General features: G+C 31.0%; 13 protein-coding genes. All 13 read right to left on the minus strand.

Annotation, left to right across the window (positions count from 1 at the left end):
* Nucleotides 1-15: 15 nt before the first annotated feature.
* Entirely contained in the window at nucleotides 16-3273 is a 3258-nt protein-coding gene (locus OW730_RS21660; RefSeq protein WP_271226132.1) for a hypothetical protein, read from the minus strand.
* 29 nt (nucleotides 3274-3302) lie between these two features.
* A complete protein-coding gene (locus OW730_RS21665) occupies nucleotides 3303-4208 on the minus strand; it encodes a hypothetical protein (RefSeq protein ID WP_271226133.1) in 906 nt (301 codons plus the stop codon).
* Nucleotides 4209-4270: 62 nt separating this feature from the next.
* On the minus strand, nucleotides 4271-5809 hold the full coding sequence (locus tag OW730_RS21670; RefSeq protein ID WP_271226134.1) for a hypothetical protein: 1539 nt from the start codon (nucleotides 5807-5809) through the stop codon (nucleotides 4271-4273).
* A 394-nt stretch (nucleotides 5810-6203) separates the two neighbouring features.
* On the minus strand, nucleotides 6204-7532 hold the full coding sequence (locus OW730_RS21675) for a methyl-accepting chemotaxis protein (RefSeq protein ID WP_271226135.1): 1329 nt from the start codon (nucleotides 7530-7532) through the stop codon (nucleotides 6204-6206).
* Between the two features lie 151 nt (nucleotides 7533-7683).
* Nucleotides 7684-9282 carry an amidase family protein gene (locus OW730_RS21680; protein ID WP_271226136.1) on the minus strand — a complete coding sequence of 533 codons (1599 nt, stop codon included), beginning with the start codon at nucleotides 9280-9282 and terminating at the stop codon, nucleotides 7684-7686.
* Between the two features lie 31 nt (nucleotides 9283-9313).
* Nucleotides 9314-11107: a glycerophosphodiester phosphodiesterase gene (locus tag OW730_RS21685; RefSeq protein ID WP_271226137.1), complete on the minus strand. Its 1794-nt coding sequence runs from the start codon at nucleotides 11105-11107 to the stop codon at nucleotides 9314-9316.
* Nucleotides 11108-11320: 213 nt separating this feature from the next.
* Complete coding sequence (locus tag OW730_RS21690) at nucleotides 11321-13111, minus strand: YARHG domain-containing protein (protein WP_271226138.1); 1791 nt, start codon at nucleotides 13109-13111, stop codon at nucleotides 11321-11323.
* A 285-nt stretch (nucleotides 13112-13396) separates the two neighbouring features.
* Nucleotides 13397-15079 (minus strand): AAA family ATPase, encoded by a 1683-nt coding sequence (locus OW730_RS21695; protein WP_271226139.1) that lies wholly within the window; start codon nucleotides 15077-15079, stop codon nucleotides 13397-13399.
* A gap of 164 nt (nucleotides 15080-15243) precedes the next feature.
* Nucleotides 15244-17985, minus strand: coding sequence for an FAD-dependent oxidoreductase (locus tag OW730_RS21700; protein WP_271226140.1), 2742 nt, complete (start codon nucleotides 17983-17985; stop codon nucleotides 15244-15246).
* A gap of 66 nt (nucleotides 17986-18051) precedes the next feature.
* Complete coding sequence (locus OW730_RS21705; RefSeq protein WP_271226141.1) at nucleotides 18052-18393, minus strand: hydrogenase maturation nickel metallochaperone HypA/HybF; 342 nt, start codon at nucleotides 18391-18393, stop codon at nucleotides 18052-18054.
* A gap of 76 nt (nucleotides 18394-18469) precedes the next feature.
* Nucleotides 18470-19141 (minus strand): hydrogenase nickel incorporation protein HypB, encoded by a 672-nt coding sequence (gene hypB / locus OW730_RS21710; RefSeq protein WP_271226142.1) that lies wholly within the window; start codon nucleotides 19139-19141, stop codon nucleotides 18470-18472.
* Between the two features lie 264 nt (nucleotides 19142-19405).
* Nucleotides 19406-20203 (minus strand): hypothetical protein, encoded by a 798-nt coding sequence (locus OW730_RS21715; protein ID WP_271226143.1) that lies wholly within the window; start codon nucleotides 20201-20203, stop codon nucleotides 19406-19408.
* Between the two features lie 185 nt (nucleotides 20204-20388).
* Nucleotides 20389-21660, minus strand: coding sequence for an erythromycin esterase family protein (locus OW730_RS21720; RefSeq protein ID WP_271226144.1), 1272 nt, complete (start codon nucleotides 21658-21660; stop codon nucleotides 20389-20391).
* Between the last annotated feature and the right edge of the window lie 5 nt (nucleotides 21661-21665).

Raw genomic sequence — 21665 nt, forward strand, 5'->3', positions numbered from 1 at the left:
TAACCTCTCTTCTTCTTAACGTTTATATGCCAATGCCTTTTTCACCGCATCTCGTACTTTTCTTGAATTATCTTTTTCATATTTAAGAACTGAGTCTATATATCGTTCATCATATCCTGCTAGATTGATAGCATATATCTTATAATCATCAGATGATTTTTCAAGATATTTAAAAACATCTAATCCATCTTCCACATACTTTTTAAGACACTGTCCAAATTCACCCTTTGGAGCATCTCCCAGTTTAATTTTACTGCCTTCCATTATCAAAAACTCAATAATAAACTGATAAGATATTCCAATTTCTTTCATTAACTGAACAAATTCATTAAGTCCACGATTCTCATTCTTATATTTGTTGAACAAATCATAAACTATACCATCATAACCAGATTCCCTATAGCCAAATTCAATATATAACTTTAATAATCTATATGTGACTTTCTCATGAGATATTTTCCATACATGTTCTTCAATACCACTTTTTATATAGTAATCAAATTCCTTTTTAACAAGTTCTTCAATGTGCTCATAATCCAATTCTCCAAGGATATATTTTTCAAATTTATCCCATATGCGATTTTTTCGAGCCTCTTTTGCATTCTTAGGAAAATACTTATGAATCTTCTCCTTTGAAACATCTTTGGATAATATGGCTAAGGATATTTGTCCATTATAATAATGGTTTTCATCCTCTGATTGAGCCATAAAAACATATTCTTCTCCTCGAAGAATCTCATAGGTACCCTCTTCTTTTTCCTGTAGGTATACTCTAACAATTCCATTGTAATCCTCTTCTTTAGGTCTTTTATCCATTGAAATATGCTCAACATGAAGTCCAGTAATAATTTTTCTAAATTCATCACTATGGTTATCACAAAGACTATACTCCTTGTCTTCAAAGAATACCAATTCATCATCTCTTTTAAAAAGCGATGTAACACTCTTGTCAAAATCAATCAAACTATTAAGTATAATATCTTTATAGTGATCCATGAATATTTCCATTTGCAGCTCACTAGTGTCTCGATCCTCATATTTTTCGGAAAAATCCACATATATATCCGATCTTGTTGTATCATCTAGATATTTAATAGATTCTTTTATATATTCACACTCTTGTTTTACTTCAGTACCCAGCATAGAAGGTCCTTGTGCATCCACATCACCTGCTAACTTTTCAAGACATCCTTCATAAATCTTTGCTAAATCCTTATCCATGTGTTTATTATGGAATGTATAATCCAGTTCCCAAGCAATCCTATAGAGTGTAAGCCCAAATCCATCAATAGTATGAATCATATCATTATATTCCATAAGATTTTGAAAAGAGCTAGATTCATACTTTCTATATAGACAACTAACATAGTTAATAGTCTTCACTGGTGATAATTCAACCATAATCTCAAAGGCACCTTTCATCTTGTCAGCCATTTCAATTGGCAACCACTTTGCTCCTATAAAAGCTGTAAGTGCAATCTTTTTCAGTTCATCAGAACATCTAAAAACCTCATAATCAGGTTGTAAAGCACTGATTCGATCATTTCTTTCTTGAACTACTAATTTTTCTTTTAGCAATTGCAGAGTTTCATCTTTCGTCTTTAATCCATGTAAATACTTTTTTATCTCCCTTATGTCATCATCATGAAATTCAGAATAATCCTTAAATGCTTTTACCAAAGAATATATGAAAAACTTATCAATTAAATCCGCTAGATATTTTAAATTTTCATTCTTATTACTCATCCATTCCTTAGCGTAAATATATGTTACCGCTAAAATATCCATTTCATTAAATTTTGATTTATTCTTAAAAATTTCAATTATTTCATCTGGACTATTTTGATAGATTTTATGTAGTGTTTTAAGTTGAACCCCATAAACATCCATCCATTTATAACTAAATAATTTTCCCTTCATCAGTTCAACAGGAGATATTTCACTAAGCTCATATCTTTCCATATACTCCTCTAGGGATATAATATTATTTTCTATGATTAAAGAATCCACTGGAATACCAAAAGACTTTTTATTTTGTAATCTAAAAAATACATCTATCGCCCTAGCTACTTTCTCTCTACCTGTTTCATCTTCATCATAAAATTCATTTATAAAAGATTTTAAAATATTATGAACCCCTCCTAAGGATTCAATCTTTAATCCCTTTTTCTTGGCTATTTCTTTTATATCACCTGGTTTGATCTCATGAAGAGCTTCTGTATTCTTTCCTTCCATGATATAATCCCAAACTTTATCTCCATTTTCTAAGGCCTTGGTGAAAAATTCATAAAAAACTTGGTAGTCATCATCCTCAACCTCATCATCATGATCTTCTTCCTCATAATACTCATCTTTCTCATCTATTTCTTCAGCATATTTTTCAAGATGGGGTTTAATCTGCTCATACAAATCCGCTGCTTCATTTTGAAAACTATCATAAATATAAGACTTGTCCCAAAAATATTCATCATAATCGAATCCCCCAATACTCCAATAATATGATTCAATAAATTCCTCTATACTCTCATCTTCATTAAGTATAGGAGGCTCCTTCTTGAATCGTTCCACCAATTCTATTTTAAAATAATCATAATCATCTACATTTTCTTTAAAATAATCTTTTAAAAATCCTTCCCCAAATATTTTGTCTCTAGCAAGGAGATTATCACAATAAACGAATGCTTTAATAAGATCTCTAGTAACTCCTCTTTCCTTTGCGAGCCTCGGTAAATATTCATAGCTTACATAGCTTGCATGCTCATTATCCCAACATGAAATAATATATCTTCCAATCAAATAGGTGTATTCTGGATAATTCTTTCCAATGCAATAAAGCATATCAATACCAAATACACTGTAATCATCTACCCATAGTGCCCAAGTATCATTTTCCTTTTTAGCATAATCTACAACCAGTTTAGCTACTTCCAAGATTTTTTCTTTCAAATTTTTGTAAGTACACGCATTGCTGAAAAATATAGCTTCTGATAAATAAATTTGATCTCCAAATTCAATGATTCGGTCTTCAGAAATCACTCCTCTTTCTGACATCTCCATAATGTCCTTTAATATTTCAGGAGAGCTGCTATCCTTTATATCAAGGGGTTTAATCCTTCCATTTTCCTCTTTCACAAATTCTATATCAAATACATTCTCATCATTTAAAACCTGGCCACTTTCTAATATGTCCTTGTATCGTTCTAAGGCACTGGAAATTGATTCCTCTGAATTCATATCAACAATAATATGTTTATGTTTTTTAAATTGTTCCATCTTCTTGTTTTTCTCCTAACCAGTGTTTATTAATTTCTCTTCTCATCAATTTCCTTACAAACAGCTTCATACTCATTATTCCAGTATTCTGGTAAATCATCTTCACAATAAATCCCTAAAATATCTGTATATAATTCTTTTATACGACTTACCCCGTATTCCGTCATAAGGGATTCTTCCTTTACATATTTCTCTATTGTTAATTCTTTAAAGTAACTATAATCATCAGGATTTTTTTCAAAATGCTCTTTTAAATACCTGAAATCAGAAAACATGTTTCCTCTAGCATAAGAATTATCTGAAACTACAAATGCCTTTATAAACTCTTTTCTCATTCCGTATAATTCAAAAAGCTTCTTGATATATTCTTCAATAGTAAATTGTGCATGTTCATCATCCCAATAAGGTATAATATACTCAGCAATAAGATATATATATGTTGGATCTTTTTTGGCTAAAAAATAAAGTGCATCTATTCCAGCAAGATATTCGTCATCCACCCATAGTGACCAAGTATCATTTTTTTTCTTTGAATAGTTTGCAATCATTTCACAAGCCTTTACTACTTTCTCCTTTAAATTTGGATAATTACATGCATTGCTAAAAACTAAAGCTTCACTAAAATATATAGGAGAATATGTATTTTGATAATAATCCTTCATCTCCTCCAACTGTTGTACTGCATCTTCTTTATCGTTTATCAAACGAACAAACATATAATATTCTATAACTTCTTCTTTAGTTGGACAGTCTCCAAGTAATAATGTTTTTATCTCATTACCTTCTTTTTTTACAAATTCAACATCTCCGATTTGTTTATCTTCCCCTACTTTGCCGGACTCAAAGAGTTCTATATACTCATCTAATGCATTTTTTATTGATTCTTCTGAATGTAAATCTACGATAATTTTTATTTCTTTTTCAAATTGGTCCATTTTAATTCTCCTCTTTTGATTTAGTTTATATTTTTTATGACTTATTAAATTCTCTTACTATATCATTCTTTTAATTCCCTTAATAGATCTCCATCCTCTTCTGGATTTGTAGAAATCAATTCTGGTAAATCATCTATATCTAAATATCTACCATAAACTCTTGGAAATTCCATCTCTCCATTAATAGTTTTTAATACAATTTGGTAGATTTCTTGTATATCTATACACTCATCTAATTTAAGAAATACAGGATATAGTTTTGATAAATTATTCAAAGCTTCAGCTGTCCACTCTTCAATATCTTTAACTTCTTCCTCTTCTAACTCTGCATAGATTTCAAGCAATTTTTCAGGATTTTCAGATACTTTTTCAAAATCTTCATCTAAGAAATAATGCTCTATATATTCGAAAAATGTATTTTTGAAAAAATCCTTAAAATATTCTTCTATCTTTTCAACATCTGCCCCTTTACGTTTGTCCATATATACTGCTGCAAATGCTCTATGGAGCTCCTCTAGCCATTCCTCATCTTCTACGAAACGTTGGTACGGGAATTTATGTATATTCTTTTCCATTGTCTCCATCATATAAGTCCCACTATCTGATAAAAGATTAATCATAGTATGAGCAACTTCTTTACAATCTTTAGCACAATCCTCAATCATATAATGGTGATCAGCTGGTTCATCTTCTGTAAGAGATCTCCACTCACCTGCTGCAACCTGATAAGCTGGGAAAAGATAATGAGCTTTAGGATCATGTATTAATAACCAAAGGAAAGCAAAACTATGAAGAATACCTTCACATGTAATTGTACAATCCCTCCCTATACCATTTTGTAAGTATGCTGTAATCAATTTAACATATGTATATAAACGCTGTCTTCCTTCTTCACACTCAATTAATGCCTCATAATACTCTGAATAACCAAACTCCTCATAACTATATTGTTTAAAAAATCCTTCTTCATCTAGGCATCCAAATCTTACGAAAAAATCACCCTCATATAATTTCCCATTATTATAATAACCATTATTCTTACGAACCTCATCAATCATATGACTGCTTTGTAAAAGTTTAATTTCCTGATCTATAGCAGCTAAAATACTTGCCTGATCATTAGGATCCACAACTATTTCTCCTGGTAAAATCTTTTCAGTTCTCACTTTTTTAAATGGTTTTTCCTCTTTCTTCTTCAAAGGATATCTATCCACTATATTTGCATATCTATCTTGAGAAAATCTAACCATATTTATAATCTTTCTATCCTCAAGAAAAATGGGTAATTGATTATCACATTTCCAGCCATTTAATCTAATAAAGACATCTAGTGTCCTCAATATAATCTCCTTTCCATTCTCTAAGCCCGCGGAAAGTATTTCATTTGTGTATTCTCTAAAACATTGATCAAAACCATTATATTCATCATAATAATAATTGAAAAATTCAAGTTCTTTTTCCTTTGAAATCTCTTTTATGTCCACTTCATTTACTTTCTTAAGTATAATAGGCATTTTTCCATTTTCAATATAATCCCATACTCTTATTCCTTTATCTATTCCTTTTTCAATAAACTCTTTAAAAATCAAATAATGCATCATGGTAATATACTCTCCTTTGTTTATCACTTCTTGTTGATTTTATCAAACATTTGTTCGATTAACAATATACTTATGGAATATTTTTCTTAAATATATATTTTTTTATTTTTTATAACTATTCAATATATTTCTTTCATACTTTCACCTTTTCTTTAGTAGTACATCTTGTACTACTAGCTTAGTTAGTATACATCGTAAAACATATTTTGTCAAAAATAATATAGATTCTCATCTTAGTCCATATTTACACATAAAAAAGACCTACCCCTAGGATAAGTCTTCACTTTCATATTCATATCTACTATGATATTTTATTCATGTAGCATCTAAAACGTATAATGATATCCACAAAACTCTAATCAATAATAATAAAGATATATCAAGTACTCTTAGATTATTTATTAATCTTAAATTTTTCCATATACTTATTAAAATCTTCCGATATCACATTAAGACTTTGTGTATGCACTCTAAGTTCCTTAGTTGATTGAGATTGCCCTTCAATTGCTGCTGTTATTTGTTGTGCAGATGTTGCAACCTCTTCGGCAACCTTCGTTACTGAATCAACCTTTGATACTATGCCACCCTTTACGTTAATAATATTTTCAAGTATCCCATAAACACACTTTAATTGCGGAACTATGCTAGAGGTTCCATTTAAAATTTCACTAAATGACTCAATTGTACTTTCAACAGTATCTGTTTGATTCTCAATTTTTGTTGAAACATCTTGCGCAGTATCTGAAACACTTGAAGTTTCCTGTGATATCTTGTATACAATATCTCCTATACTTTTAGAAGATGATAACACAGTTTCTGCTAATTTTCTAATTTCTTCTGCTACAACAGCAAAGCCGTTACCTGCATCTCCCACACGTGCTGCCTCAATTGCTGCATTTAACGCAAGAAGATTTGTCTGCTCTGCAACATTATTTATAACCTCTGTTATTTCATTTATTTTATCTGCACTATTAGTTAATGAATTTATTTTTACTATAAATTCATTATAGGAGAATTTAATACTCTCAATTGATTTTAAAAGTTTTTCTATTTCAACATATCCATTATCAGCTACTTCTTTAATTTCACTACTTTTATTTGTGACATCATGTAGTTTATTACCTATTAAATCTAAATTACTCATAAAACCTTCTAGAAGCTTTACTGTATCCTCAAGACTTTTAGCCTGATTTGATGTCCCAAATGTTATTTCCTTGCTTATATTTGAAACATTTTCATTTGAGTTATTTATGGTTGCTGTTAATTGTGTAACACCCTCAGCTATGTCTACCAAATTAACAGCAGTATTCCTTACATCATTAATGGATGTTCTCAAGGAACTATTCATAGAATTCATCTCAGTTGCAAGCTTGTTCATTTCATCCTTTGTATTTATTTCAATATTTCCAGTAAAATCCCCCTGAGAAATTATACTCAAGTGAGATATAATTTTGCTTATATTCCTTGAAAAATAAATTGAAAGTAAATATCCAACTATAAGAGAAATAATCAACGCAACAATAACTACAATTATTAAATCAATAATTGATTCTTTAAAAGTAGCTTCAATGGCCTGTCTTGTCCATTCAACTCCATTATTTTGGTATATTTCATCAATTTTTTCTTGGAATTCAAGATATGAAACTATAAATATAGGAATAATACAAATAAATACAACAAAAACAAAACTTAAAATTATCTTTTTCTTTAACGTATTAAACATAAACTTCACCTCTATTATTCATTCTACAGTAACATCCACTTCCCTCCTTTTATTTACAAATTAGGATAATATTTTTTATTGATTTAGATTTATTTCTATAACAAAACTCACCTTTTTCAAATTTGAAAGGTGAGTTTTTGATTATCTATTTTTACTTCTCAACTTTAGGAGTAACCCTATGCTTTGTCCCCACCTCATAAGAGTAACTGATTGATAATAAATTCATATCATCAAATTTTGTTCCTACAAAGGTAACTCCATATGGTTCCCCGTTTTCTCTGTATCCACTTGGAACAGTAATAGCTGGATATAATGCTGGTGCATAAACTGCTGAAAGTTCATTACTTACTGACACCAATGCATCTACGTCAAATTTTTCTAAAGTTTTATCTATTATTTCTGAAGCTACTTTTCTGTTATTTTGTACTATTTCTTCATATTCCTCTTTTGATAATTCAGCTTTTAGTGCATCTTCATGTAATGCTGCTCCATATGGCATTCTCTTTTCAGGTTCTTCATTGTTAAAGTCTAAAACTTCATTCAATGAATGAATATCTGTAATTACAGCTTCATTGTCTAAATAAGCTTTAACATCATGAACGATACCATAATTTAATACTGGCATATAATTAATCTCAGACTGATTACCTACAAGTTCTACATTAACTATTATTGCACCTAGTTTTTTAAGTTCTTCAACTAAAGCTTTTTTCTCACTGCTTCCATCATCTATTATTCCAAGTCTCTTTCCTTGTAAATACTTATTGTTGAAATTAATATCATTGAATACAAACTTAGTAGCCTCTACTGTTAAAGGATCATTTGAATCAAATCCAACTACATGCTCAAAAACCTTTTTAACATCTGATACATTTCTTCCCATTATTCCCACTGTATCTTGTGCTTCAGATATTGGTATAACCAAATCTCTACTTAAAAGCCCCACTGTTGGCTTCAGACCAATCACTGAGTTTTGTCCAGCTGGATGAATCATTGACCCTGCAGTTTCAGAACCAAGTGTTACTGAAGCAAAATTTAAACTTTCAGATGATGCTGAACCTGAGCTGGAACCACCAACATCAAATTTACCGTAAGCATTCTTTGTCTGCCCTCCTAATACTGAGAATCCATTGCTTGAAGGCATTGACATAAAGTTTGCCCATTCACTCAAATTATTTTTACCTAAGATTATACCATCCTGATTTTTTATCTTTTTAACAATAAATGAATCTCTTTTAGTTTTCACATCTTTAAGGGCATATGCTCCTGCTGAAGTATTCATATCCTTATCTGAAATATTATCTTTTATTAGAACTACTACTCCAAATAACTCTCCAACCTCTTCTCCATTTTTGATTTTTTCATCTAAACTCTTAGCGTATTCCAGAGCCTTAGGATTAAGTTGTATTACTGTATTGTATTTATGATCATATTCCTTTATTCTGCTTATATAATATAGAACCACTTCTTGGCAAGATAGCTGTCCATTTCTAATAGAGTTTTGAATCTCATCTATACTCTTTTCAAAAATAAGGTTATTTAATTCCTCCATCCTCGAATCACTTATTTTACTTAACTCACTTTCATAAGGACTAAAATCCAACTTTCTCTTTAGTGGAGATATAACCTCCTTAGTATGCTGCAATCTTATTTGATCAAATCCTCTTAAAAAGTTAACAACAAAAATTCCACCTGCTGCTACAAATACTCCTATTCCAGCCAAAATGCCTAATAATATTTTCTTCTTCATTAATTCATCTCCTTTTGTTTTTTTCTTTAATTTATCTACTTTTGATTCCAAGTCCTTTCTCTTCTGTCTTCTTATCAATTAAATCTCTTAAGGATTTCACATTGTCAGTTATAATGTTATCAACACCATACTCTAAAACTTTTTCCATACTTTCAGTTGAGTTTATAGTCCAAACATGTACTTCTCTACCAATCATATGAGCATTAGTGATAAAATCATCATTAACATTTGTCTCTTCAACACTATAAAAATCTACATTTAATTTTTCTAAATCTCCCAGTGCAATAAACATAATGTAACCTGTCTTTATTCTTGATTCAAGACGCTCAACTTCTTCAACAGCATTATAATCTAGTGATGTGACCACACACTTATCTATTAAGTCTTTTTCCCTGATTAAGCTTACAACATCTTCAATTAAAGTTGTATCAGCTGGATTGGTTTTGATTTCAATATTTAAAGAGATTTTACCCTTAGAATAATCTATAACCTCTTCCAAGGTAGGCACCTTTTCACCTTTGAACTTTTCATGAAACCATGATCCCGCATCTAATTCTTTTATTTCACTAAGAGTTAGTTCCCAAACATTTTTGTCTACACCTGTTGTTCTTTTAAAACTTTTATCATGAAGTAATACAAGCTTTCCATCTTTTGTTTGCTGCACATCTATTTCAGCATAGTTAGCTCCATTTTCAAAAGCAGATTTAATTGCAGCCAAGGTATTTTCAGGAGCATCAGTGGAGCTTCCTCTATGAGCAGTTATATTCACAGAGTATTTAATATTCTCCATCTCATCAATTACTATATACATATATACTGATGAAAAAATAATGCTTCCAATAAGAACTGCTCCTAATACAAATTTATTTCTTATGAGCTTGTCAATTAGATTATCCTTAGATTTATAAGCTAATGTAAGCTCTTCTCCTTTTCCTTCTGAAACATGTAGATACATCTTTGTCAGTACTATGGTTCTAAATGGGGTCATAAGAAATAAAATAGCTGCAAATATTACAATTCCAATTCCCATTATCATATAAAAAACTATAACCTCAGAAATGCTTTGAAGTAGAAGAATTATTATAATTGAAAGGAATAAGTAGATTACTGCACCAATTAAAAAAACTAATATGTTAAATAACTCCATAAAAAAACTATATTTAAGTATGTACCAAAAATTCTTTTTCACTAACCTTGAACTTTCTCTTAATGGACGTTTCACTTTTTTATTGTTCTGTACAAGGATATTTAAAGAAAACATCCATCTTACAGAAAGAACAATAAATATAATAACAATTATAAATAAATACACTTGATATAATAATTTTGAATTTATCACATCCATAATAAATCCAGGTATTTTTAAGCTCTCAAGGACACTAGTTTTTAATTCATTATCCATAAAAGGAGCAATTAAAAACAAATAAAGAACTATAAATATCCCATCAATTCCAAATAAGTATTTAATTTTACCTACACAATATTTTAATACGCTTCGAAAACTACTTTCTTTATATCCAAGAATACTTTGATAACTTATAACCAGCAGCCCTCCAAGTTCAATTAATATCACCAATAAACCAAAAACAAGTCCTGTTATTATTAAGATAACCCCTTGTGGTGATAGTAGAAACTTTTGAATAAGTCCATTTGTTAAATACGCATAACCTCTACTCCTCATCAATGCACCTGCTATAAAATAAAAAAATGGCAGCAGTATAATAGATAAGATAATTTTTGTAGCAATTTGATATTTTGCAAATCTCCTAATGTTTAAAATCAATATTTTTATATTTTCTTTGTATTCCCTATATAACTCTTTCATTTAATCTCTCCTATTATAATTTGTTACTATGTTTCCTCCATGATTTATACATTAATCCAAAATTAAGTATATCACAGCAAGTAAAATGCACGTCAAGGATTTATTTTCATTCATTTTCACAAAAGTGTGCAGTTAAATGCACGGTAGTTAAATAAAAAAAAGAACTGTATGAAAATGATCAAATAATCATTTTCATACAGCTTTCAATCTATCTTAATCTCCTCCATTGAGCCACTGCAGCCATCCTATATCACCATTTTTATTCCTTACTTTCACTGGTATATTCCTTACCCGCTTTGGAACTGACTCAAAGTCAACAGCAAGAACCTCAAGCTTCTCACCAGGTTCTGCAACATAGATTATTCTTTCAAGCTGATGTTTATAATAAGCTTCATATTTCCTTTTTATATCAGTTTCTTTATTTTCTTTAATCATCCTGATTTCCTCAGCCACATCTTCTGATATCCAGCTCATACCGGAAGAGATATTCTCAGAATAAAGAATAAGATGCCCATTGAATGATATTTCTTTTCCTATAATCTCACTCTCATCAACACGTACCATTCCCTTTTTTATATCAAAATAATGAAGAACTACATCTTTTTCACTTCCAAGATAGCTGAACCAAGTATAGATTCTTCCATCTCTAGTATAGTCAGCAATGTCTCCTTCGAAATCCATAACTTTCCTTATTCCATCTTCTGTCAGCTCAAGTACAGTAGTAAAGGGGTCCCCGCTTGGCCCATTATCGTAGACATAGAAATATACCTTTTCATCCATATGCATGAATTTAATATACTGATCAAGATTACAATTCCTATCATCTTCATAAGTATAAACCTTATCCCCATTGGTTATTTTTATTGTGTAACAATTAATTGCATAATTATAATCCCCTTTTTCACTGAACTCTACATATATTTCTTCTTTATCACCGTCATAATTTAAATCTTCTTTATACATAAAACAACTAACTAAATTTTTATTTGTGGCTTCGTTATTTTGAGAGGCATTTGGCTCATTACTCTCTATTCCAATAAAGTTCTTATCAAAGAGTTTCGTTCTTATCATCTGATCCCATATTTCTTCTTTCTCTTTAGTCAAATAATTGTATTCTGTATTAAACTCTCCATTTCCCTCTACATTTGCATAATATAAGTATCCATTGTCACCAAATATAATGTTATCCCCAAAATGGCTAATTGTATCAAATTTTTCTAGCTTTCCATTACTATATTTATAAATATCAGTAGTGCAAACTATATCTGTTCCAGCTGATGTTATTAAAACCTCCACAGAATCATCGCTTACATCTATATCGGTCAATCCCACAAACACACCATCATTCCAGTCACTCTGATATTCAATGCTATTTTCTTTTCCAATAAGAACAATTTTTATTGGATTATTAATCATTCCCTCGCCACTGTATGGTACTGAATAAATGGATAGATTATACTTATCCCCACTGCCATTAAATGCAAAATCTTTATTTACAACCAATCTTACATTACGTGAGTTATTCAAATCATCAACATATGACTTTTCCTTTGAAATTATTCTCTCAATATTGTAACTATCTATTTCTGAAAATTTATCTTCTACTTCCTTTCCACTTGGCTCATACCAATTATATTTTGAAAAATAATCTTTCAGATACTTAGTTGAAAAATCATATCCCTTTGATGCATATACAGCATTTCTAAGTAGTGATAATTCTGATAAAGAGAGCCTATCCAAATAATAATCGTCTATTTTATTATTTATATTGATTAGTTCTCCCTTAATTTGTATATCAATCCTCTCCTCATTACTACTCTTGTTATTCGTATCTGATGATTTATTATTTTTGTCACTCTTATTATTTGTCTGTTTTTCTGCCCTTGTAACAACCTCTGTATTCTTATTTTGATTCTCTTCAACTTTCTTTTCTGTATCACTGCATCCACTTATTAGTAATCCTATTATAATAGATGCAGCTACAATTATCCCCTTATATCTCATTGAATCCTCCTTAAAATAATTCATCATTTAAATTATTTATACTACATTTCCTCGATATATATTTTATCACATATTTATACAATTAAACACAAAATTACAAATAATTCACATTTAGTAATATTAATGAATAATACTGTTATACTGTTATACTTTTATCTTCTACCAATACGACCTCTGCATCTTTTCACAAAAAAGAAAAGTCATGAAAGAATTAACTCTCATGACTTGTTATCTCTATTGCCTTATTAATATTTTATCTTCAGGTTATCTAAAAGATGATTAATTTTATTCTGTTCCTTTTTTAACCAAAACTTCTTTTCCCTCAAAAGCAATTCCAAGCTCCATTATATTTTCTATTCCTAAATCTAAAAGCTCTTGTTTATAGTTCTTTTCTTCTATTTGTTTTAAAGCCTCATTTACTGCTATTTCTAAGGTTTCTTTATCATATTCATCAACTTTTTTGAATTCAATTATTATTCCTAACTTACTTTTATCCTTTGGAATTATCATTATGTCATATCTACCATATCCACTTTCTCTGTTTGACTTTACTTGATATTCTTTAGATAAAGAAATAAGCAATCCAAGAACAAATGCATGATAAAATTTTTCACTTTCATTTTTTCCAGTATCAAAATAACTTACACTACTTAAAACGTATTCTCTCAATATTATGCTAAATGTTTTTATATCCCCATTCACAAGAGAATTTAACATTATATTATATTTATCATTACTTATATTCTCGTTAAACCAAGATATAATAATATCCTCAAATAAATACTGCACTTCTTTGTTAGGTATTTTAAGCTCACATATATTTCTTCCCATCCTAAGTTCTCTCTCTACTAGCTTTAAATATCCTGTAAAAAATAAAAAATTCCACACACTTTCACTATCTCTATGGATATCTCCCATAACAATATTTTCATCAATCTTTTTTGTTATTGAGTTACCCTTTATCAGTTCTTCAAGATCTTTTTTAACTCCTTCTCCACCTTTGGCTAAAAGTTCTTTGACTATATTATTACTGCTTGTATTAACCCAGTGCGGCATAAATCCCATTTCACTGTTATCTATATAGTTCAGTATTGACCATGGATTATATACAAGGCTCTTGCCAAATTTATATCCATTGTACCAATCCTTCACATCATTTATTTTATCTTCTACATCATAATATTTTAATAATTCTTCAATCTCTTCATGAGAAAATCCAAAATATCTAGAATACTGTGGATTTAGTATTGTACATACTTTCAGATTATTTAGCCCTGAAAATACACTTTCTTTTGAAACTCTTAGTATTCCTGTTAAAACTGCCTTTTGAAGATAAGTGTTGTCCTTAAGTCCTGCACTTAAAAAGTTTCTGATAAACTCCATTATCTTCTTATAATAATTATTAGAGAATCCGCTCTGTATGGGTACATCATATTCATCTATTAGTATAACTGTTTTTTCTTCATAAACTTCACATAGAATTTCACTTAAAGTAGCCAGTGCATTTGATAGTTCTACTATATTTGCTCTCATATCTATTATCTTTAAAAATTCATTTTTATGATAATTAGATAACTTACTATCTTCTAATATAAATTTATATCTTTGAAATAATTTACTTACTAAAACTCTTAGACCATCATAACACTCTTCCCATGATGAATATTTTACATCCTTGAATGTAATAAATATCACTGGATATTTTCCTTGTTTCTCCATTATTCCTTTATGTTCTACAACCTTCAATCCCTTAAATAAATGGGAGTTATCATTTTCACTTTTTTGAAAAAAATATTCAAGCATACTCATACTCAAAGTTTTTCCGAATCTTCTTGGTCTAGGTAGAAGTATAACTTTTGCACCATCATCAATAACATCCTTAATTAATAAACTTTTATCTACAAAGTAAAAGTCTCCTTCAATTAATTCTTTAAAATCCCCTATACCTATTGGAATTTTTTTCTTCATCTTTTCATTTCCTCCCAAACCTTGAATACTTTCTTATTCAAATTATATATCTAAATTATACCCTAAATATCAATTTCATAAAACAAGCATAGTGAAAATAAATAAACCTCTCTTGGTCGTATCAACAACCAAAAGAGGTTTTTAAAATTCAACTTCTGAACTCTTTAACCTTCTATATTACTTTCTGCCTTGGAAGTATCTTTAGCCTTCTCTCTCTTAAAAATCCCTTTTACACGTTTATTAAACTTTTTAAGTGCTATTCTACCTTTTCGCTTAATCATATGTTTAACAACTACTGATTTAAGCTTTTCAAATGGTACCCCATCAGCATCATATTTTCTCACTAGTGAGATAGCATCGAACTTGCATCTGGTTGTACATGCACCACAGCCTACACATAAGAATTCATCTCTTGTTGTAGCACCACAGCCAAGGCAGCGTTCTGTTTCCTTCTTTATTTGATCTTCTGTAAATGTAAAGCGTAAATCTTTAAATGTTTCTCTTGATTTCTTTCCATCTACATGCTCTGTTTTCTGTCTTGATATATTATCGTATCCTTGTAGATTCAAGTTATCTTTATCAAGTGAATGATACTCTCTCCTGTCACGACCTAGAACCAAGCTCTGTCCTGTATGAACATAACGATGAATTGAAATTGCCCCTTCTTTACCCATAGCAATAGCATCAATAGCAAAACTAGGTCCTGTCATGGAATCTCCACCTGCAAATACATCTGGCTCTCCTGTCTGAAGAGTAAATGAATCTGCTATGATTGTCTTATTTGGATTCAATTCAATTTTTGTGTCTTTTATTAATCCACCCCAATCCATTGCTTGACCTACTGAAATCAATACATGACTTGCCTCAACAATCTTTGTTTCATTTTCATCATATACAGGACTAAACCTACCATTCTCATCGAAAACTGAAATACACTTTTTAAATTCTACACCTGTAACATGTCCATTTTCTGTAACAATACGCTTTGGCCCCCATGAATTGTTGATTTGAATTTCTTCGGACAATGCTTCATCAATCTCTTCTTCAAGAGCAGGCATTTTATCACGACTTTCTAGACAGAACATATCAACTTTTGAAGCCCCAACTCTTGTAGCTGTTCTTGCAACATCAATAGCAACATTACCACCACCAATTACAATTGTGTTTCCTTCAAGTTTTATGTCCTTCTGAAGATTTACATCCCTTAAGAAATCAACACCTGTAACAACTCCTTGTGCATCTTCACCTTCTAAACCAAGTTTTCTTCCTTTTTGAGCACCGATTGCAAGATAAAAAGCTTCATATCCTTCACTTCTTAACTCTTTAATAGTAACATCTTTTCCAACCTCAACACCTGTCTTAAACTGAACACCTAATTCTCTTAAAATATCTATTTCTGCATTAATTACTTCTTTTTCCAATCTATAAGATGGTATTCCCAGTGTTAACATACCACCAAGTACTTTTTGTTTTTCAAATACAGTGACCTTATACCCATCAATGGCTAAGTAATAAGCACATGATAGCCCTGAAGGACCAGCACCAATTATAGCAATTTTCTTTCCATATTCATGTCTCAATTTTGGTACATATCGAGTATCCATGTTTAAATCTTTTTCAGCAATGAACTTTTTGATCTCATCCACAGCAACAGGCTCATCAAGATCCCCTCTAGTACAAGCGGATTCACATTTTCTTGGACATATGCGTCCGCATACTGCTGGAAATGGATTTTCATGTTTAATAAGTTCAAGTGCTTCTTTATATCTTCCTTGAGATGCAAGCTTAATATATCCTTGAACGGATATATGCGCTGGACACTCTGTTTTACAAGGGCTCGTACCCGTTTTAACAACATTTTCTCTATTAATACGATAATCAGTATTCCATCTATCTGGACCCCACTCTGTATCAGATGGTAAATCCTCTCTCTTTTCCTCAGGAATAGGTGTTTTAGTACATACTTTTTGACCTAATTTTAAAGCATTAACTGGACATACCGCAACACATTCTCCACAAGCAACACATTTTTCTGTATCGATTTGTGAAACATAGTTTGAACGTATCATATCAGGATTTATGAACATTGTGGCATTTCTCATTGAATAACAAGAACATCCGCAGCAGTTACAAATAGCATGAGTTTTTCCTGGTCCATCTGTATTTGGTATACTATGCATCAATCCATTTTCTTCTGCTTTTTTAATAATATCAAAGGCTTCTTCTCGTGTTATCTCTCTTCCTCTTCCTGTACGAATATAGTATTCAGCAGCAAACCCAAGTTGAATACACATGTCTTCCTTCAAGTGTCCGCATCCTTCCCCTATTGCTTCTCTTGATGTACGACAAGAGCAATCAGAAACTGAAAAAACAGTATTTTCATTTAGATATTTAGAAACTTCCTCATATGATGCCCTTCTTGTTTCCCCTTCAATAGAAGTTTCTATTGGGATAACACGCATAACACCAGTTCCTACTGGGAAATTTCCAACAGCCATAGGAGCCTTATTTCTTCCATATTCCTCAAAAGCCTCAGCAATTTGCTTATAATTTTTAACCTTTTCCTTATTAGGATGATTAACTAGCATTTCCATGTGTCCTGGAACATAAACCTCAAGCCAGTACTTGTCAACCCCATCTTTTTCACAAACTAAGGCAACACCTTCATATGCTAACTCATCTAAGATTCTTTTAGTTTCCTCTAAAGATTTACCACATAAAGGAGCAACTTCCTCAACACTCTTTGGTTTACGAAATTCAAGACAAAGCCCTACATCTGCCATCTCATCCGTAACAACAGGCTCCAAAATTCTATACTGTGGATGTTCAGGCTTTATTTCTCTTTTTGAACCACGTTTTGTTCCATTAATATGATTGGCAAGATCTAATACTTTTTCTTTCACCATTAATATTCCCCCCAAATAAATTTACATTTATTAACCAAGCACCTCTTTAAACTTCTAAACCTTATTCTAACAAGCAACAATTTCCTTAATCATAAACTCCTTTCCACATAATAGCTCCCATTGTTCACTTTTACAGTGTGGACATTTACTATTATTCTCTAGGAGATTAAATACTTTTTTACACTCTTTGCACATTCCATTCCCTGGCAATATCTCTATTTTTAATTTAGTATCCTGTAATAATGTACCGTCTACTGCGGCTGGATAACAAGCTTCTATATATCTTGGAATCATAGATGAGAGTTCCCCAATTTGCAGCACCAAGGTATCAATTTTTGTTAATTGATTTTTTATTGCAATATTTTCAACGGTTTTTATTACCTCTATCACTACTCCCAATTCATGCATAAGAACTCACCTCTTTTGTCAATTTCTCATACTTGACTTTTTACTTTTCGTCCCTCAAATAAAATCTCTTTATATTCTATTTTTCATTCCAATTTTTCACTTCAGTTCGTACCCATTCAGCCCACTGTTCAATTCCTTCTCCTGTTTTAGCAGAGATTGGAATAACCTTGATATTAGGATTTAATCTTTTAATATGTTCTCTGAATTTATCAAAATTGAAATCAAAATTAGCTACTGCATCTATCTTATTAACTAATACAACATCAACTATGGAAAACATTAAAGGATATTTCAGCGGCTTATCATCCCCTTCGGGCACGCTCAAAATCATGGCATTCTTTGATGAACCAGTATCAAATTCTGCTGGACATACCAAGTTGCCTACGTTTTCTAAAATTGCAAAATCAATTCCTTCTGTTCCAAGCCCCTCAAGACCTTGCTTGGTCATACCTGCATCCAGATGACACATTCCTCCTGTGTGCAATTGAATTACTTTTGCACCTGTTTTAGAAACAGTGTGAGCGTCCACATCTGAATCAATATCAGCTTCCATTACACCAATGTTCATTTCATCTTTTAAAGCCTCAATTGTTCTTACTATAGTTGTTGTTTTACCTGAACCTGGTGATGACATTAAGTTCAATAAAAAGGTCTTTTCTTTTTTTAATTCTTCCCGAAGAAGCTCAGCTTGTCTATCATTATCTTCAAAAATACTCTGCTTAATCTCAAGAACTTTATATGTATCCATATCTTATCCCCCATTTACTTAATTTTCTTATCTCTTGTTAAAAACTTAACAAAACTTTATAAGAAAATTATACCATCAATTACATAGTAATAATATCCTTTTTCGAGAATTTTCTGAATTATTTTACATTTTATGCTTTATTAAACCTATAAGTTGCTAATTACCACTTCTTTCTCGCAATTAACGGTATATAACGAAGATTAATATGTTTTATAAAACCTCATTTAATAATGAGGTTTTTTTTCACTAAAACCTCAATATCATTTACAATTTCTTAGCAACTACAACCTCTAACTCAAGTGATATTTCAGGAAGTTGATAATTAGGCTGCTCTTTCCATCTATCCTTAAGAGTATCCCAGAAACTTATATCCAATGAATCAAAAATTCCACTTAACCAAAGAATCCACCCTCGAGCCTTAATAGTATTTGAAAGTGGATAAGCTTTAATTTCAGAAAAACCTGGAATTTCTTTATACCCTGACCACTCTGGAGTTGAAATACCTATTCTCTTGCTGAGCTCATTAATAACATCCCAATCTTTCTGAAGGTACGCAGATCCTTCTCTCCAGAAACGGGGTACGACAAAAATACAGGTTTCCCCTACAAGATGACGCCAATTCTCAGTTGCTTCAAAAATATCTGCTCTAGACATTCCTGTCCATGAAAACAATATTGAACAAAACTGATCAGATTCACAATCTACTTGTGGAATTTTAATATCCCCATCAACCTTTGAATTTGAAGGTGTTCCTGGCAACGCTCCCCAATACAACTCTAAGTTTGAGTAATCTATGCACTTAGGCCATGCACCTACCAAATGCTTCTTGTCCATCTCAACCCCTATAATTTTTGCCTTTGGAAAGACTGACGCCAATGCCATGCTGCTTATTCCCTCACCTGGCCCAACATCTAAGATTTCACCACAACATTCATTTAACATTTTATAAACTTCAGCAGGAAGTGATTGCATATCTTTAATCCTTTCTGCTAACTGATTTTCTACATAAGATGGTGATTTCTCTGGCAAACCAGATAATTCATTGATTTTTATTATACTCATTTATACTCATCCCCTCAATTTAATATTTTGTAGTAAATTACTTATTCCTCATCAATAAATATGCTTTTGTTCACTCATGAAAACTTTCATCCCCCCCCAGGGGTTCATTTTTAATTATAGCATAAATTGCCATTATAAACGATAAAAAACGCTCCTTAGAATCTCTAAAGAGCGTTTTACTATTACTATTTCAACATTGTCGTAGGTGTAGCATTTTTCACAAAGATAATTGCATTATAAGCATCCTTAGGTATCATTGAGATAGTATATCCTGATTTTATTACCTTGCTCATAGAACTAAACTCATCACCTATATTACCCATACTTTGTTTAGATGATAATAATTTCTTTAGTTCCTTATTCTCCTCTGCTCTTCTGATATCAAGGAAACTAATTTCTTTGTCTATTTCTTCATACATCTTTATTAAATCATTTGTATTATTCTTGATTGAAAATTCTACTCTCTCTCCACTTGATCCGTCCCTGCATAAGAATTTATTTTCATAAAACTCTGTTCCTATAGCAAAATACTTTTCCTTGTATGCTTCCTTTAAACGCTGCCCCATAGAAGTATATCCAACAAGAGAGGCTGAAGATTTTTCAATATGTCCATTATGTCCAGCTATAAATAATTTTTCATTTCCTTGACTCTCTTCATAAGCTAAAATCCACTGAACTTTTTGTGCCATAAAACGATCTCTGACTTCACTATAATTTACATTTGTACCTCTTAAAATGGCATTTTCTTTTATACATAATGCATATTGATAAGCCATATCAAACTCACTTTGAGAGCTTTTAGTAATATAAGAGTCTTTATTTTGTTCCATTTCACTCATGATATTTTCTATAGCTTTTAATCCTTTTTTTATTTTCTTTTCTTCTTGATTAAAAACAGTTTCATCATTTAAATCAGCTAATGAAGTATCATAATCAGAGTATTTTTCACTGTCCACCTTTTTTATGTAAGACATCAGTCCTGCTTTATTATTATCATATCTTTGCATATCAAACCCATAGAATCTCAATTTTTCTTCATCTGAAACAGATGTGTTATACTCCTTTATCCATTCCACTAAATCCACCATTTCCTGAGTCTTGTAAATAGCAAATCCAATTTCCTTTACAGCTTCCTCAGCTGTTCCAGTTCCATTCATGATATAGTTGTTCACTACTTGACAGCCACCAAAGTCACCTTCTAATGCAAAAACCTTATATCCATAGTTCTTAACTAAGATACTAAAAACATCTTTTTTAAGTTGTACAAACTCCTTATTTCCATGGGTTGCCTCACCTAAACCCACAATAGAAACACCGTCTGGTATACTAATCTCAGAAACCTCCTGTAAATAGCTTTTAAGTGTATCTGAAGATACTGTGTTTCCACTACACCCTGTAAAAGATAATAAAATTATTGAAAGGATAACCACCCCAGCTAAAACTCTGTTTTTAAACAATATAT

It is taken from the genome of Oceanirhabdus sp. W0125-5 (genome assembly GCF_027938815.1).
Taxonomy (GTDB): Bacteria; Bacillota; Clostridia; order Clostridiales; family Clostridiaceae; genus Oceanirhabdus.

Coding starts and splice junctions, on each gene's coding strand:
- OW730_RS21675 (WP_271226135.1), bottom strand. CDS start 7,532: ATGTTTAATACGTTAAAGAAAAAGATAATTTTAAGTTTTGTTTTTGTT.
- hypB (WP_271226142.1), bottom strand. CDS start 19,141: ATGGATACATATAAAGTTCTTGAGATTAAGCAGAGTATTTTTGAAGAT.
- OW730_RS21685 (WP_271226137.1), bottom strand. CDS start 11,107: ATGAAAGAGTTATATAGGGAATACAAAGAAAATATAAAAATATTGATT.
- OW730_RS21690 (WP_271226138.1), bottom strand. CDS start 13,111: ATGAGATATAAGGGGATAATTGTAGCTGCATCTATTATAATAGGATTA.
- OW730_RS21665 (WP_271226133.1), bottom strand. CDS start 4,208: ATGGACCAATTTGAAAAAGAAATAAAAATTATCGTAGATTTACATTCA.
- OW730_RS21660 (WP_271226132.1), bottom strand. CDS start 3,273: ATGGAACAATTTAAAAAACATAAACATATTATTGTTGATATGAATTCA.
- OW730_RS21715 (WP_271226143.1), bottom strand. CDS start 20,203: ATGAGTATAATAAAAATCAATGAATTATCTGGTTTGCCAGAGAAATCA.
- OW730_RS21680 (WP_271226136.1), bottom strand. CDS start 9,282: ATGAAGAAGAAAATATTATTAGGCATTTTGGCTGGAATAGGAGTATTT.
- OW730_RS21670 (WP_271226134.1), bottom strand. CDS start 5,809: ATGATGCATTATTTGATTTTTAAAGAGTTTATTGAAAAAGGAATAGAT.
- OW730_RS21705 (WP_271226141.1), bottom strand. CDS start 18,393: ATGCATGAATTGGGAGTAGTGATAGAGGTAATAAAAACCGTTGAAAAT.
- OW730_RS21695 (WP_271226139.1), bottom strand. CDS start 15,079: ATGAAGAAAAAAATTCCAATAGGTATAGGGGATTTTAAAGAATTAATT.
- OW730_RS21700 (WP_271226140.1), bottom strand. CDS start 17,985: ATGGTGAAAGAAAAAGTATTAGATCTTGCCAATCATATTAATGGAACA.